This is a genomic window from Hyphomicrobium sp. 2TAF46, assembly GCF_052114865.1.
In the GTDB taxonomy this organism is placed as follows: domain Bacteria; phylum Pseudomonadota; class Alphaproteobacteria; order Rhizobiales; family Hyphomicrobiaceae; genus Hyphomicrobium_B.
Map to the genome: position 1 here is coordinate 33,373 of NZ_JBFRFO010000010.1, position 15,646 is coordinate 49,018.

Below are 15,646 nucleotides of genomic sequence, written 5' to 3' on the forward strand. Positions count from 1 at the left end.
AGATATGTCAGAGGATGCGAGTTCATGAAGGATACTCGCTCAAAAAGCTACACCTCCGATCCGAATGGTTACCGGAACTGGACGGGTATATCAAAAACCCAGTCCACGTTGCGGACCCTCGGAGGCGGAGGAAACGGATTGGATAGCTTTATAAATTTCACCGCAGCTGCGTCCAGGTCACTATTGCCGCTGCTTTTGGCGATTTTCAGCGTCGCGATTGCTCCCGAAGGCGCTACTTTGAATTTGACCATGCACACGCCAGGGGGAAATCCAAAGCCTCGCGTCCACCAACTCCATGAGGCTATCTTGGCGTATACAGCCCTGGCATAATATTCAACCTTCTGCTGGTCGTCCGCGGACAGGTGCTCTTTGAAGCTCTTCTCTTGAGAGCCACCGCGCTCTTTGGCTATTGCCGTCTGGCCACCAAGCATACCCGTCGCTAACACCGCCACGAACAATGCGCAGCAGCACGTCGAAAATTCTCGCATTTCTGCCCCCAAAGAACAAAACTATATTATTTTTGTATACTTTCTACCTTCGACGCGCCAGCGTATGATTTTCTTGCGGGGGCAGAGAAAAAATCAGACGGGATCTGCAAATAGCAGGCTGGCATCTCCGTACGAATAAAACCGATAGCCCGAGCGGATCGCATGCCCATAGGCCGCGCGCATCGTCCCGAGGCCCGCAAACGCCGACACGAGCATGAAGAGCGTCGAACGCGGCAGATGGAAGTTGGTCATCAGAATATCGATCGCCTTGAAGCGATAGCCCGGCGTGATGAAGATCGCCGTTTCACCTGACCAGGGCAAGATGCTGCCATCGTCCTTCGCCGCGCTTTCGAGAAGACGCAGCGACGTCGTGCCAACTGCAACGATGCGCCCGCCGCGCGCCCTGACCGCGTTGAGCGCCGCCGCCGTTTCCGCCGGAACCTCGCCCCACTCCGAATGCATCACATGCGCATCGGTATCCTCAGCCTTGACGGGAAGGAACGTACCGGCGCCGACGTGCAGCGTCACGAAATGCCGCGAAATCCCGCGCGCTTCCAGCGCCGCCAGCAGTTCGGGCGTGAAGTGCAGCCCCGCCGTCGGCGCCGCGACCGCGCCTTCCTTGCTCGCGTAGATCGTTTGATAGCTGTCGCGATCGCGCGCGTCGGCCTCACGCTTCAACGCGATGTACGGCGGCAGCGGCATCAGCCCGACAGCCTTGATCGCATCGTCGAGCGCATCGCCAGTCAGATCGAACGCGAGCGTCACCTCCCCCGCCTCGCCCTTCGCAGCGACCGTTGCGTCGAGCGCGCCGAGCATGCAGGTGTCGTCCCCGTGACCGAAATGCACGCGGTCGCCGGGTTCGAGACGCTTCGCCGGACGCGCGAAGGCACGCCACGCATTGGCATCGACCCGCTTCGTCAGATTGAAATCGACCTTCGCCCGCGTCTCGCCGCGCATGCGGACACCCGAAAGCGCGGCAGGGATGACTTTCGTATCGTTGAAGACGAGCGCATCGCCGGGAGCAAGCAACCCCGGCAGATCCCGCACCGTCTTGTCGGCGAGATCGGCGTCATCGCGCGCACAACTACCCGCCACGGGATGCACGACGAGCATCCGCGCAGCGTCGCGCGGCTCAGCCGGATGCAGCGCAATGGCGCTGTCGGGCAATTCGAAATCGAAGAGATCGGTACGCATCAAAAGACTTTAGATGAGCGGCTCAGCGCTTGGCGAGCGCCTCCGCGATGGCGAGACATGCAACAAGCAGCCAACTCACGATCATCAACGTGCCGCCTATAGGCGCCAGCATCTGAAACGAGGCGTCGTTTGAGAACGTGTGATAGGCGATCTCGCCCGTGAAAAGCGAAGCGGCGAAAAGCATGAGCAGCGCCACCGCGCTCCAGATTTTCGCCCACACAGCGCGCAATGCGACGGCAAAAATTCCAACGGCCGCTGCAGCGTGCAGCGTCAGCATTGTCGCCGCCGTTCCGAGCGCCGGACTGTCGACCTTATGCGCAGCCGCCGCCGCAAGACCGACGCCCGCTGCACCCGCGAGACCGGCCCACACCAGAATGAGAAAAGGCGCGCCGCTCAGCGCGCCCTGTCCGTTGTTGCCTGTGTCACGCATCAGGCGGCATCCGCCGCGACGCGAACCTTGACCATCTTGTCCGGGTTCTTCGGCGGCTCGCCCTTGCTGATCTTGTCGACGTTTTCCATGCCTTCGATCACCTTGCCCCAGACCGTGTACTGCTTGTCCAGGAAAGTCGCGTCATCGAAGACGATGAAAAATTGGCTGTTCGCCGAGTCGGGATTGGCCGCGCGGGCCATCGAGCAGACGCCACGCACGTGCGGTTCGGCATTGAACTCGGCAGGCAGGTTCGGCAGCTTCGAACCACCCGTGCCGCGGCCCTGCGGACAACCCGTCTGCGCCATGAAACCGTCGATCACCCGGTGAAAGACGATACCGTCATAGAAACCTTCGCGGGCCAGCGTCTTGATGCGCTCGACGTGCTTCGGCGCCAGATCCGGGCGCAGCTCAATCACGACGGGACCCTTGCTCGTCTCGATGATGAGCGTGTTTTCGGGATCTTTGTATTCGGCCATGGGAYCATTCCTTTCTCGTTATTCCCTCTTCCCGTTGGCGGGGAGAGGGCTAGGGACCCCAACCCTCTCCCCATCGCCAAGTGGCGATCAGGAGAGGGAGATTCAATTATTGCACGTAGACTTTCAGCATGGTGTCGGGGTTGGTAACCGTTCCCGAGCCCGGCGCGCCGCGCTTGATCACGTCCACGAACTCCATGCCCTCCACGACCTGGCCGAAGATCGTGTAGCTGCCTTTGAGGCTCGCGCAGCCGATGCTGTTGAAGCAGATGAAGAACTGGCTGTTCGCCGAATTCGGATCGGACGTGCGCGCCATCGCAACGGTGCCGCGCTTGAATTCCTCGTTCGAGAATTCGGCCGGAAGATCGGGAAGCTTCGAGCCGCCCGCGCCCGTTCCCGTCGGATCGCCGGTCTGCGCCATGAAGTCGTCCATGACGCGATGCCATTTGATGCCGTTGTAGAAGCCCTGGTTGGCGAGCGTCTTGATCTGCGCGACGGTCTTGGGCGCAAGCTCGGGCCGGAGCTGAATGACGACCTTGCCGTTCTTGAGCTCGATGACGAGCTTATCGCCGGCGGCCTGCGCCGAAAGTGTTCCAAACGCGCTCATTGCGAGCAACGACGCGAGAATAATCGAAAGCAGTCTGACCATGGCGCTCCTCGTGGATTTATGATTTCGCCGGCGATTTTGTCTGTCGATCACTGCCGCCGGCCTGTAGCGGCGGGCAGTGTTGCCGCCCTTATGGCGATTTGACGGCTGCCCCGCAACCCCGGCCCACGCTCTAATGGCAATCGCCACTTCTTCTCCCTCTCCCTTGGGGAGAGGGCTGGGGTGAGGGGCTTCCCCTCATCCGGCCTTCGGCCACCTTCTCCCCGGGGAGAAGGAAACCAACCTGAGCTAGCTATGCCATTCTATTTAAAATGATCGCAATCTAAGGCCGGAGTTTCATGCCGCGCGACCGTCCGGGCGGCCTCCCTTCCGGTGACGGCGGCTCGACGCGCGCCGCGCTCTTTAAGGATGCAGCGTCCAGCGACACCAGAAGATGTCGCGCCATGTCCTGGACGATCCCGGCGGGAGAAACCATCACGCCTTCGCGGACCAGCCGCGCGAACTGCTGATCGCGATACAGCCCCCGGCCGATAGCGCCGCCCTTCGCAACCACCCGATGCCAGGGAACGAGATCGCGTTCATCCTCCGTCAGCTGCGCCAGCATCGTCGCGGCGAGCGACGCCGGAATGCCGATCTCGCCCGCAAGGCTCTCTGCCGTCGTCACGCGTCCGAGGGGGATGCGCCTCAGCAGCGTCAGCAGGTCGGCTTTGGGTCTCGGAGTCATGACACGCGCCTTAACGCGTTTTTGGCGCCTTCGCCTTGAGACGCTTCAGCACGGCTTTCGACACGAACGGCGAGGGATCGCCACCCATTGCCGCGACAGCGCGCACGAGGTTTGCCGCGATGTGCCGGACCGAAGGCGAAGCCGCAACGTAGACGGTCTGAATCTCAGGCTTTTGCAGCTTCCAGCGCGTACATCAAAGGAATAGCAGGCTGTCCCGCACGCCGATACATCCTGCGTCCGTCCCGCTGTTCCATTCCATCGAATCCCTTCCAGCCGTTCGAGTAAGGCAATTCTTCTAGTCTGGAAATGCGCAGGTCCGCTTCGATCAAGGCCGTAACAACTTGTCCAATTCCCCAAGAGAACTCGACGCTGGGATGAGGATTCGCGAAATCCTGAACCCCCTCAGGATGACCGGCGCCGGCAAGCCCTTCGCCGGAAGCCGCTACATAGTCGCCGACGCCATCGAGGGAGACGATAGGATCCGGGCAGAAATAGTCGTATTTTAACGTCCAACTTTCATCGAACGACATGGCGAAAGGGTGAAACTCGACCAGAATCAATCGCCCCCCTGACGAGAGGACAGATGCGACTCCCCTTGCCCATGCATTGATATCAGGTAGCCAGCAAAGCGCCCCATAGCTGACGAACACTATTTCGAATCTCTGACCTTGGGCTGAAACCGTATGCAGCCAGTTTATGACCTCGTCCCGGTGGAACGTGACAAAAATCCCAGATTGGGCAGCCAATTCGGTCGCGAAGGTAATCGCCTCGTCGGAGATGTCCACGCCGGTGACCCGGGCACCCAAGGCGGCGATGCTGAGACTATCCTGCCCTGAGTTGCACTGAAGGTGTAGAACGTTACGGCCCCGCACATCCCCAAGCAATCGCAACTCTTCTGGAAACAGGGTTGAGCCGCCATCTCTGAAAAAAGCTGCCTGATCGCCCTTGTGGCTGTTGTGAGCAACCGTCGCGACGTTCCATGACTTGCGGTTCTGCTCTTCGTAATCGGTCATCTCGCTACCCGATGCTGTCGCACGAAAAACATTGGCGGAAAGGCCCCCCCTAGAGGACGCCCGTCACGCGTCCGAGCGGGACTTTGCGAAGAAGCGTCAGCAGGTCGGCTTTTGAACGTGAGGTTATGCGACCCGCACTATCGCGTTTTTGGCGCCTTCGCCTTGAGACGCTTCAGCACGGCTTTCGACACGAACGGCGAGGGATCGCCACCCATTGCCGCGACAGCGCGCACGAGGTTTGCCGCGATATGCCGTACCGAAGGCGAGGCCGCGACGTAGACGGTCTGAATCTCGGGCGCCATTTCGCCGTTCATTCCGGCCATCTGCATTTCGTAATCGAAGTCGGTGCCGTCACGCAGCCCCCGGACGATGATCGAAGCGGCGTTCGTCCGCGCCGCGTCGATCGCGAGCCCTGAGAACGTCACGACCGAAATCTCCGTCCCCGTCGCCTTAGCGATCGGGCCAACTTCTTCCTCGAGCATCGCGACACGTTCCGCGTCGCCGAACATCGGCGCTTTCCCCGGATTGATCCCGATGCCGATGACGAGCTTGTCCAAAAGCCCCGCCGCACGCCGGATAACGTCGGTATGCCCGAGCGTCACGGGATCGAAAGAACCGGAATAGAAGCCGATGCGCATCATGAAAGCCTTCGCAAATCAGGACGCTCCTGAATAGCGTTGGCCGTGAGCCTTGCCCAGAGGCATCCCGCAGACTTCGACGGATAGGATGAATATCGCCCGCTTCGCCCGATTCGAGCTCAAACGGCTATTCCGGGTTCGATTTCAGAAAGTCGATGATCTGTTTGCGGGTCCCGGCATCGGCAATGCCGGTGAAGGGCTTCATATTGTTACTCGGAATGAAGCCGTCGGGATTAGCGATGAACTTATCGAGCGAACCCTCGTCCCAGGTGACGCTCGATTTCTTGAGCGTCTCCGAAAAAGCAAAACCTTCCGCACTACCCGCCTTGCGGCCGACGACGCCGTGCAAGCTGGGACCCAAGCGATTGTCGCCCTTCTTCCACGAATGGCATGTGCGGCAGTTGTTGTTGAACGCTTCTTGGCTGGCTTCGTCCGCCGCAAAGGCGCCTCCACTACAAGCCGCAGACAAAGCAACGGCCAACCCGGCGAGTAAATTGCGCATATGCCTCTCCTCGCCGCCACGCCGCGGCGGCGGCACTGCTATTTGCCAAATGTTCTTAATCTCCGAACGCAAAAAACCCCGGTAGCGTTCCGCTCCGGGGTTCCAGGCAATAGCCGTTTTGAATTGTCGGGAGATTTCGCTCAGTTTGCCTTCGGCGGATCTGTGGGCTGCGCCGCGGCTTTCGCCTTGTCGAGAGCTTCGCGAGCTTCTTCCTTCGCCTTTTCAATTGCCGGACCCGCCGCTTCCTTCGCGGATTCGTAGGCTTCCTTCGCCGCCTCTTTGGCCTTTTCGTAAGCGGGGCCCGACTTGTCGCGAATCTCGTCGCTCTTGTCGGCAGCGCGCTGCAGCCAGCCGATCGGCGGATTGGCGCGCTTGTAGGCGGGCGCGGCCGTCAGCGCTTCCTTCGTCGCCGCGGGCATCGTGACGTTGATCTTGTTCCCCGCCGCTTCGATGCCGAGCGACGGCAGGCTGACGGCAACCTTCTTCTCGCCGACGCCGAGCAAACCGCCGACACCGATGATCACGCCGACGATCTTGTTATCGCTATCGACGACGAGATCTTCGATATCGCCGATGATCTTGCCATCCTTATCGTGAACGTTCGCGCCGAGGAGACGATCTTTGACGAGATATTCCGTCGGCTTCTGTTCCGCGAAAAATGTGTCGTCGGCAAAGGCCGGCATCGCGCCCGCGATCAGCGCACCAAACGCCAAAACAACAATCCTGGATGTCATTTCGTATGTCCTTTTCGGGTGACGTGCGGGATCGCTCGAAGCTCCGCGACACCCGCATCGGGAGCGAATCTGCCGCCCGTCGTGCGAGGCTTTGGGTGTACCGCCCGGATATGTCGCCAGCAAGTCGTCCACATGTTCGGATTTCGGCAGCCGACGCCGCTGTAATACACTGTTTTCACAGATATTTTTTCAATGCCACGAACCCGTGGCACGACGCCGCGCGAGTGGCTTTCACAATTCAATTCTGCTATAGTACAGACGCTGTTTTTGCACCGGCGTCCGGCGCACCTCGCCCGCTCTTTTTTCCTAGAAAGATCACACTTTGACCGACAGAAGCGACGACGACCAACCGGCTGGCCGCGAGCCGAGCGATATCCGTCCAATCTCCCTCTCGGACGAAATGAAACGCTCGTATCTCGACTATGCGATGAGCGTCATCATCAGCCGTGCGCTGCCTGACGTGCGCGACGGCCTGAAGCCCGTGCACCGCCGCATCCTCTTCGCGATGAACGAGCTCGGGCTCGACTGGAACAAGAAGTACGTCAAGTCCGCGCGCATCGTCGGCGAGGTGATGGGCAAATACCATCCGCACGGCAACCTTGCGATCTACGACGCCCTCGTTCGCCTCGCGCAGGACTTCTCCGTGCGCGTTCCCCTCGTTGATGGACAAGGCAACTTCGGCTCCATTGACGGCGACCCGCCCGCAGCCGAACGCTACACTGAATCCCGTCTCGCCAAGGTCGCGACCTATCTTCTCGACGATCTCGACAACGATACGGTCGATTTTCGCGACAACTACGACGGCCAGCTGAAAGAGCCGTCGGTACTCCCCGCAAAATTCCCGAACCTGCTCGTCAACGGCGCAGGCGGCATCGCCGTCGGCATGGCGACGAACATCCCGCCCCACAACCTGGGCGAAGTCATCGATGCCTGCATCGCCGATCTCGAAAATCCCGAGATCACGATCGACGAACTGGCGCAGATCATCCAGGGACCGGACTTCCCAACTGCCGGCATCATCCTCGGCCGCGGCGGCATTCTCTCGGCCTATCACAAGGGCCGCGGCTCGATCATCATGCGCTCCCGCGTCAAGGTCGAGAACATCCGCAAGGATCGCGAAGCCCTCGTCGTCACCGAGATCCCGTATCAGGTCAACAAGCGCACGCTCATCGAAAAGATCGCCGATCTCGTCCGCGACAAGCGGATCGAAGGCATCTCCGACCTTTGGGACGAGAGTAACCGCGAAGGCATCCGCATCGTCATCGAGCTGAAGCGCGATGCCGTGGCCGATGTCGTCCTGAACAACCTCTATAAGTATTCGGATTTGCAGACGACGTTCGGCGCCAACATGCTGGCGATCAACGGCGGCCGTCCCGAAAGCCTGAACCTGAAGGACTTCATCACGGCCTTCACCCACTTCCGCCAGGAAGTCGTGACCCGCCGCATCAAGCACCTGTTGAACAAGGCCCGCGACCGCGCCCACGTCCTCGTCGGCTTGGCGATTGCCGTCGCCAACATCGACGAAGTCATCCGCCTCATTCGCTACTCGGCGTCTCCCGCCGAGGCGAAAGAGCAATTGATGGCGCGCGATTGGCCGGCGAAGGACATGACCTCGCTGATCCTGCTCATCGCCGATCCGCGCCATACGGTGGGGCCCGAAGGCACGTACCGCCTTTCGGAAGAGCAGGCGAAAGCCATCCTCGAATTGCGTCTCGCACGCCTCACCGCTCTCGGCCGCGACGAGATCGCCGACGAATTGAACAAGATCGCAACCGAGATCCGCGAATACCTGGAAATTCTCGCATCGCGCGCCCGCGTCGTCGATATCGTCAAGGGCGAGCTGAAGGCCATCCGCGACGAATTCGCGACGCCGCGTAAAACCGAGATCATGGACTTCGACGGCGACGTCGAGGACGAAGACCTGATCCAGCGCGAAGACTGCGTCGTCACCGTCAGCCACAAGGGCTACATCAAGCGCGTCCCGCTCGCCGCCTACCGCGCACAAAAGCGCGGCGGCAAGGGACGTTCCGGCATGTCGACGCGCGACGAGGATTTCGTCACGCAGCTCTTCGTAACGTCGACGCACACGCCCGTGCTCTTCTTCTCGTCGCGCGGCATGTGCTACCGCATGAAGGTCTGGCGCCTGCCGCCGGCCGCGCCGCAGTCTCCGGGCAAGGCACTGGTCAACCTGCTGCCGCTCGCAGAGGGCGAAGTCATCACCTCTATCCTGCCGCTGCCTGAGGATTCGTCCACCTGGGGCGACCTCGAGCTGATTTTCGCGACGTTGTCGGGCAACGTGCGCCGTAACGCGCTCGCCGATTTCGAGAGCATCAACCGCAACGGCAAGATCGCGATGAAGCTCGACGAGGGCGATCGCATCGTCCAGGTCGCCATCGCCAAGCCCGACCAGGACGTCCTGCTGACCAGCGCGGAAGGCCAGTGCGTCCGCTTCCTGATCGGCGACGAAATCCGTCTCTTCAAGGGACGCGACTCGACCGGCGTCCGCGGCATCCGCCTGGCTGACGGCGATGAAGTGATCTCGATGGCGATCCTCAACCACTTCGATGCGTCAGCGGAAGAGCGGGCCGCCTACCTGAAGCAGGCGAGCGCGCTCCGCCGTTCGGACGAGGCCGAAGACGCCGAGTCCGTTCCGGATGCCGACGCTGAGGAAGTCAGCGCCGACGCCGTGACCTTGAGCCCCGAACGCTTCTCCGAGATGCAATCGGCCGAGCAGTTCGTGTTGACGGTCTCGATCAAGGGCTTCGGCAAGCGCTCGTCGTCGTTCGAGTTCCGCACCTCCGGACGCGGCGGCAAGGGCATCGTTGCAATGGTCGCCAACGACCGCAACGGCCGGTTGCTCGCCTCGTTCCCGATCGGCGAGAACGACCAGATCATGCTCGTCACCGATGGCGGTCAGCTGATCCGCTGCCCGGTGCACGACATTCGCATCGCCGGCCGCAACACCCAGGGCGTTCGCATCTTCAAGACGGACGCCGATGAGAAGGTCGTTTCCGTCGAGCGCATCCCTGAGGACGAGGACGAAGCGCAGGAAGCCGTCAGCGAGTAAGCGCCGGCTTTACCGCTGCGTGCAACTTAATGATCGCCTCGCTGAGGGGACACCTTGCTTCGAGCGCCGGCCAGTCGCGAACCAATATTTGGAAGCGGCCCCGGCGCTCGATAATATTAGCCGCGGCGAGTGCCGAAAAAGTGCGCGAAACAGTATCGGCATTGAGCGCAAGATAATCTGCGATGCCGTAGCGGGATAGCGGCAGCTCGAACGAGATCGAACGGCCGGACGGAAATCCAAGCCGTGTTCCGCACTCCACGAAAAACGCCGCAACTCGCTCTTCCGACGTAAGCGCCGACGTCGCCGCCGCATGCATCTGCTGTCGGGCATTCTGAGCATTGAGACGCACGAAAATCGTCTGCCACAGCTGATTGTCGCGAGCCGTTTCTTCGGCAAACGCCGTCGTCGTAATTTTCCAGAATTCGGCTGGCCGTTGCGACGTCAGCGCTAGCCTGGGCAATGGCGCCTGAAGTTTGGGAACGATGAGGTCCCCAGGATAGAGCAACGCAGTGACGACGCGAACACCGGAATCAACTGCGCATTCGATGCCGACCACGCCTTTGGCAACGACATAGACGAAACCGGCGCCAAGCGCCGCAAGCGCACACTGATTGCCAAAACGCACGAACTGCGCTCGTCCGTGAAGTTTCATCAACGCCGCCAATTCTGCATCGGCTCGCACGCGTTCGCCAGCGCGGTCGCGACTTCTCGAGGCGGTGTTGTAGAGAGTCATGGACATGCAGGGCTCTATGTCGGAGCGTTCGGCTTTTTGAATTGCCGTTATCGCCCCGTCAGGCGGGACGGCACTTGATATAAATCAATAAAATTCGTGTCTCGCATGTCACAGGCAACGAGATCGCGGCATTGATCTGATGCCGGTCAGAAGGCAGCGCCTCAGGGCCCTGGGCGCTCCGCAGCGACGCACCGATAACCCCACAAGAGACCGTTGAGTCGACATCGGCCTCGGCGGGCTAGCAGGAACTATGAGGGGAACCGACGGATGCGAAGAGTGGGAATAGCTGTACTTCTGGCGCTTGGGCTGTCGCTGAGCGTGGCTAAGGCAAATGCCGCCGACTACAGCGGTGACACGCTGATCCGCGTGCAAGGCACGCTCGTCGCGCCGGACTCGAGCGCGAGGGTCAATATCGATCCGGGTGCCGATGCCCACGTCAGCACCGAGTGGATACCGACCCTGACGCTCACCCACTTCTTCACCAAGAACATTGCCGCCGAACTATTTTGCTGCTTTGGGCGCTTCAACGCCAAGGGCGAAGGCGATCTCAAAGGTGCAGACCTTGGCAGCTTTTGGGTCTTCCCGCCGATCGTGACGCTCCAATATCATTTCGATCCGATGAGCGGCTTCAAGCCCTACGTCGGCGCGGGCGTTCAGTACATTCACTACTTTGACGGCGGCCGCAGCGATCTTGGCGGTGCCAAAATCAGCCTCGACGATTCCTGGGGTTTCGCTCTGCAAGGCGGCGTCGACGTCGAAATCGGCCGGGGCTGGTACCTCAACGCCGACATCAAGAAAGTCTGGCTTGATACCGACGCGTCATGGAAAGACACCGGCGTCAAAGCCAACGTCACCGTCGACCCGCTGATCGTGTCCGTCGGCGTCGGCTACCGCTTCAACTTGAGCGACCTCCTGGGGTCGCGGGCAGAACCTGCCCCACTGAAATAGCGCTCGCGCCCGACGACGCGATCGCTTGACTTAGGGCCTGGTGAAATCCGGGCCCCTTTTTTTGCCTGCTCGCTATGTGCGCTTGAGCCTTCTGGACGCCTCGGCCACGTTTCAGCTAGGGATGAGATAGGGCACGAGACGAGGACACCGAAAAGAGTGGAAGCAGGCGAATCTAAGAGCGTTATTTTCATCGCTTTCGCGTGCAACCTCGCCATCGCGGTCGCGAAATTCTTGGCGGCGGCATGGACGCTTTCATCGGCCATGCTGTCGGAAGCGATCCACTCGCTGGTCGATACCTCGAACCAGTTGCTGCTGCTTCTCGGCATTAGGCGCGCAAATCTTCCCCCTGATGCGCAGCATCCGTTCGGCCATGGCAAGGAGATCTACTTCTGGAGCTTCATAGTCGCGATGGTGCTCTTCTCTCTCGGCGCCGGGGTCGCAATCTACGAAGGCTTCGAAAAGGTCCTGCATCCGCAGCCGTTGCAGAACGTATCCGTCATTTACGCCGTCCTCGCCGTCGCGATGCTGCTTGAAGGCTATTCGACCGTACAGGCCGTCGGTGAATTCAACAGACGGCGCCGATCGACGGGACAGGGCTTCATCACCGCGCTCCGCGCTTCCAAAGATCCGACGCTCTTCGCGATCGTGCTCGAGGATTTGGCCGCGATGACCGGCCTGACGATTGCACTTCTTGGAACTCTGGCGGCCGATCTCGGCGGCTATGACTGGGCGGATGGCGTCGCATCGATCCTGATCGGCTGCGTCCTCGCATTCGTCGCCATCTTCATGTCGAGCGAGATCCGCTCGCTGATCGTGGGCGAAGCGGCGTCGCGCGCGGTTCAGATGGGGCTACGCGACATCATCGACGCAGAAACGGGCGCCGACAAACCGATCCGCAAAATCAATGAAATTCGGACAATGCACCTCGGACCGCAGGACATCCTGGTCACGGCGAGCGTCGATTTCGACAACTGGGTGAGCGCCCGGACGGTCGAGGACGTGACGGCCCGGCTGCAGACGGCAATCAAATCACGCTATCCGGAAGTGCATAATCTCTTCATCGAGGTGCAGTCCGAGCAGGCATTTGAGGCCAATAGAAACACGCCTCATGTCCAAGTCGTTGGCAGCGGCGCCCACTGATACGCAGAACCTCGCGATACCACCAACGACTGTCCCTCTATCTACATGAACCGTCATCCCGGCGAAGGCCGGGATCCATCCAGGCTTGGGGCACGCTCGGGCTTGGACGTATCCCCGCTTGCGCGGGGATGACGACCGAAACGAGTTTAGAGAGCACGGGCTTTAAAGCCTGCCTGTGCTCGCAGCGGCCAACTCGTGAACCACTTCCGCACTTGGCGGCAATCCAAACTTCCGCTCGTGGCGGCCGGCTCGCGGAACGCGAGTCGTCACGAGCAATCAAAATGGAATTTCGTCGTCGATGGCCTTGTCGAAGCCGCCCTTCGGACCGCCGGTCTTGGCGACGCGCCGCGTCTCGCCACCGCCTGAGCTCGAAGACCCGAAGCCGCCGTCCGAACCGTAATCCGCGCCGCTCTCCTGCATCCCGACCGATGCGCCGCGTCCTCCGCCCGCGCCATCGAGCATCGTCAGCGCGCCGTTGAAGCCCTGAATGACGACCTCGGTCGAATACTTTTCAGCGCCGCTCTGATCGGTCCACTTACGCGTCTGCAGCGCGCCTTCGATGTAAAGCTTGGCGCCCTTCTTCACGTACTGCTCGATGACCTTGCAAAGCGGCTCGCTGAAGACGACGACGCGATGCCACTCGGTCTTTTCCTTGCGCTCGCCCGTTGCCTTGTCCCGCCACGTCTCGCTCGTCGCGATGCTGAGGTTGGCGATCGGACGGCCGTCCTGCGTGCGGCGGATTTCAGGGTCCTTACCGACATTGCCAACCAGAATGACCTTATTGACCGACCCTGCCATTCGTTCGTCTCCTTAAATGAAATGCGATTGGCCGCCGGATCGCAAAATACGATGGCCGCCAGACCGCAGTGCCGACGGAGTTCCTACACGTCAGCACCAATTGAGTTGCATCGACACACCGCTTTGCAAAGCGGAATCTCCCGGCGGACAATAAAGGCTCGTCAACCGGCGTTCTTCCAATCATTTACTGTTGTCCACGGCCTTAGCGTCTGAACTTCCGGCACGCGGCAAACAGTGGCGCGTTCTCCAAATGTTCTATATAGGAAGCAGCCCTACCCGCGCAAGAGGCTTCGCGCGAAGTCTCAAGAGTGACACTGCAAATCCTCACCCGCGCTCAGAGTTCCCCAATAGTGTTGCGGCGCGAGGAATGTTGTCTTGACTGACGGTCAGCATCGTCTAGGCCGTTGTAGATAATAGCGCGAGCACGCGCCCTCGGAGCACTACCCCGCAGATGGCTCACTACAATTGTCTCAACTGTCCGGGATACTGCTGTTCGTATCCCGTCATCGCACTGAATAAGCGCGACGTCGAACGCCTCGCCAAGCATTTCACGCTGAAATACGAGACGGCGAAACGGCGCTTCACGCGCGAAGGCCACGGCCACAAATATCTGATGCGTCGCAAGGGCGATAAGATCTACGGCCGCATCTGCCAATTCTTCGACACCAAGGAACGGCGCTGCACGATCTATAAGGCGCGCCCCCACGCCTGCCGCGATTACCCCGGCCACGGCCGCTGCGGATATTATGATTTCCTGATGCACGAACGCCGCTGCCAGAACGACAAGACGTTCGCCGCCATCACCAATCATAAAGACTGACCGTTGCAGGAATAACGATAGTCTTCTTCACGCCATTGATCCGCGCGCGTCTCAATGGTAATCCCCCGCCCGCTATGTTCATAGCGAGTAGTATCTGGGGGAAGTACCGGTGCTGTATGATTGTTTCACCTTTTACAATGAACTCGATCTTCTCGAAGTCAGGCTCCACGAACTTTACGAGATCGTTGATCGCTTCGTCATTGTCGAAGCCAATCTGACTTTCAGCGGCAATCCGAAACCACTCTATTTTTCAGAAAACCGAGACGCCTTCAGCCGCTACGCCGATAAGATCACTTACGTCGGCATTGAATTCCCCGAAGACGACCTGAGGCACCGCCTCACCACGCGCCCGGGGGACACAACTTGGGCCCGCGAGCATTTTCAAAGAGAACAAATTTCACTCGGCCTCGCGCAGGCTTCGCCGGACGATCTCATAATCGTCGGCGATGTTGACGAGATCATATCGGCGAAGAAGCTGCGGGAAGCGATCGCAAACCGGCGCCCGCACGACCTGACGATCTTCGAGATGCCGGTCTACACCGGCTCAGTCAATCGCCGCATCACGGGCACCATTTGGGAAAAGGGTCCGCGAATGATCGAATTCTCGGATTTTCCCGGCGCACAACGCTTGCGATCGATGAAGAGGCGCGCGTCCGTCCATTTGGGCGATTCCATCATCGGTCGCCTCTGCACGAGATATCAGAACTTCGTGGGGCGCGGCATGTCGAACCGGATTTACGTCGTCTCCGACAGCGGCTGGCACATGACGTCCATCGGCGACTGGATCAAGTATCGCAACAAGATACTCGCATACTCACATCAGGAACGCAGGCTCTGGGAAGATTTTAAATTCGAAGACGCGTTCGAGCGCCGTTTGTCCGAGACGACGACGACCGTCGACATCGCCCACCTTCCCAAATTCATCCGCGAAAATGCGGACCGCTTTGCAATTGCATGATCATCGGTTGGCAACGCCCAAAAGGAAAACCCCGCCGGATCCTCGGATCGCGCGCGGGGTTCTGACCTTCGATGGATTGCCCGGATTATAACCGGACCTTCATTGCGGGTGCGGTATCACTACCGCCCTTTCTAAAGAATTCAGATTGTGGGTGGGACAGCTGATTTGAGCGCGGCCAATTCTCGAGAGCGCTCATCCAGGCTGCTGACCTCGCGAACCAGTCCCGAGGTCCCGCTGATAACCCGGTGGAGTCATCTCATCTCCTTTACTCGGTTGCTCCGTCACGCCTGCCGCCTCCCATGCCAGCCCACGGCCCTTACGCGCTCATGAACGGACGTGGCTCGCTTTCCAATCCGCAGCTCATCGGCCCATCGACCGA

At 60.2% G+C, this 15,646-nt stretch carries 17 protein-coding genes; 5 read left to right on the plus strand and 12 right to left on the minus strand.

Going from position 1 to position 15,646, the window contains the following annotated elements; genetic code table 11:
* Nucleotides 1-68 precede the first annotated feature (68 nt).
* The 10 genes from AB4Z24_RS19155 to AB4Z24_RS19200 form a co-directional block, all read right to left on the minus strand.
* Nucleotides 69-488 carry an energy transducer TonB family protein gene (locus tag AB4Z24_RS19155; RefSeq protein WP_441710715.1) on the minus strand — a complete coding sequence of 140 codons (420 nt, stop codon included), beginning with the start codon at nt 486-488 and terminating at the stop codon, nt 69-71.
* 93 nt (nt 489-581) lie between these two features.
* Nucleotides 582-1,682 (minus strand): tRNA preQ1(34) S-adenosylmethionine ribosyltransferase-isomerase QueA, encoded by a 1,101-nt coding sequence (gene queA, locus AB4Z24_RS19160; protein WP_441710717.1) that lies wholly within the window; start codon nt 1,680-1,682, stop codon nt 582-584.
* 22 nt (nt 1,683-1,704) lie between these two features.
* The gene (locus AB4Z24_RS19165) at nt 1,705-2,112 is read right to left on the minus strand and encodes a DUF423 domain-containing protein (protein ID WP_441710719.1); all 408 of its coding nucleotides are present in this window, start codon (nt 2,110-2,112) and stop codon (nt 1,705-1,707) included.
* Nucleotides 2,112-2,588 carry a peptidylprolyl isomerase gene (locus AB4Z24_RS19170; RefSeq protein ID WP_441710721.1) on the minus strand — a complete coding sequence of 159 codons (477 nt, stop codon included), beginning with the start codon at nt 2,586-2,588 and terminating at the stop codon, nt 2,112-2,114. The genes AB4Z24_RS19165 and AB4Z24_RS19170 overlap by 1 nt, the downstream gene beginning before the upstream one ends.
* Before the next feature lie 106 nt (nt 2,589-2,694).
* Nucleotides 2,695-3,234: a peptidylprolyl isomerase gene (locus AB4Z24_RS19175; protein WP_441710723.1), complete on the minus strand. Its 540-nt coding sequence runs from the start codon at nt 3,232-3,234 to the stop codon at nt 2,695-2,697.
* 280 nt (nt 3,235-3,514) lie between these two features.
* Complete coding sequence (locus AB4Z24_RS19180) at nt 3,515-3,916, minus strand: MGMT family protein (protein WP_441710725.1); 402 nt, start codon at nt 3,914-3,916, stop codon at nt 3,515-3,517.
* Nucleotides 3,917-4,080: 164 nt separating this feature from the next.
* On the minus strand, nt 4,081-4,929 hold the full coding sequence (locus AB4Z24_RS19185; RefSeq protein WP_441710727.1) for a class I SAM-dependent methyltransferase: 849 nt from the start codon (nt 4,927-4,929) through the stop codon (nt 4,081-4,083).
* 137 nt (nt 4,930-5,066) lie between these two features.
* Nucleotides 5,067-5,570 carry a pantetheine-phosphate adenylyltransferase gene (coaD, locus tag AB4Z24_RS19190; protein ID WP_441710729.1) on the minus strand — a complete coding sequence of 168 codons (504 nt, stop codon included), beginning with the start codon at nt 5,568-5,570 and terminating at the stop codon, nt 5,067-5,069.
* A gap of 124 nt (nt 5,571-5,694) precedes the next feature.
* Entirely contained in the window at nt 5,695-6,069 is a 375-nt protein-coding gene (locus AB4Z24_RS19195; RefSeq protein WP_441710731.1) for a c-type cytochrome, read from the minus strand.
* A 140-nt stretch (nt 6,070-6,209) separates the two neighbouring features.
* The gene (locus tag AB4Z24_RS19200; protein WP_441710733.1) at nt 6,210-6,803 is read right to left on the minus strand and encodes a PRC-barrel domain-containing protein; all 594 of its coding nucleotides are present in this window, start codon (nt 6,801-6,803) and stop codon (nt 6,210-6,212) included.
* A gap of 322 nt (nt 6,804-7,125) precedes the next feature.
* Between AB4Z24_RS19200 and gyrA the strand changes: the two genes are divergently transcribed.
* Entirely contained in the window at nt 7,126-9,870 is a 2,745-nt protein-coding gene (gene gyrA / locus AB4Z24_RS19205; protein WP_441710735.1) for a DNA gyrase subunit A, read from the plus strand.
* Here gyrA and AB4Z24_RS19210 read toward each other — a convergent pair.
* A complete protein-coding gene (locus AB4Z24_RS19210) occupies nt 9,860-10,609 on the minus strand; it encodes a Crp/Fnr family transcriptional regulator (RefSeq protein ID WP_441710737.1) in 750 nt (249 codons plus the stop codon). The two genes, gyrA and AB4Z24_RS19210, sit on opposite strands and share 11 nt — an antisense overlap.
* Nucleotides 10,610-10,870: 261 nt before the next feature.
* Here AB4Z24_RS19210 and AB4Z24_RS19215 point away from each other — a divergent pair, with 261 nt between their 5' ends.
* The gene (locus AB4Z24_RS19215) at nt 10,871-11,551 is read left to right on the plus strand and encodes an OmpW/AlkL family protein (RefSeq protein WP_441710739.1); all 681 of its coding nucleotides are present in this window, start codon (nt 10,871-10,873) and stop codon (nt 11,549-11,551) included.
* A 156-nt stretch (nt 11,552-11,707) separates the two neighbouring features.
* Nucleotides 11,708-12,691: a cation diffusion facilitator family transporter gene (locus tag AB4Z24_RS19220; protein ID WP_441710741.1), complete on the plus strand. Its 984-nt coding sequence runs from the start codon at nt 11,708-11,710 to the stop codon at nt 12,689-12,691.
* A 276-nt stretch (nt 12,692-12,967) separates the two neighbouring features.
* Here the strand turns inward: AB4Z24_RS19220 and AB4Z24_RS19225 are convergent, their stop codons facing one another.
* Entirely contained in the window at nt 12,968-13,489 is a 522-nt protein-coding gene (locus AB4Z24_RS19225) for a single-stranded DNA-binding protein (RefSeq protein ID WP_290992435.1), read from the minus strand.
* A 451-nt stretch (nt 13,490-13,940) separates the two neighbouring features.
* Between AB4Z24_RS19225 and AB4Z24_RS19230 the strand changes: the two genes are divergently transcribed.
* The gene (locus tag AB4Z24_RS19230; protein WP_441710743.1) at nt 13,941-14,309 is read left to right on the plus strand and encodes a YkgJ family cysteine cluster protein; all 369 of its coding nucleotides are present in this window, start codon (nt 13,941-13,943) and stop codon (nt 14,307-14,309) included.
* Between the two features lie 109 nt (nt 14,310-14,418).
* On the plus strand, nt 14,419-15,267 hold the full coding sequence (locus AB4Z24_RS19235) for a hypothetical protein (protein ID WP_441710745.1): 849 nt from the start codon (nt 14,419-14,421) through the stop codon (nt 15,265-15,267).
* Nucleotides 15,268-15,646: the final 379 nt, after the last annotated feature.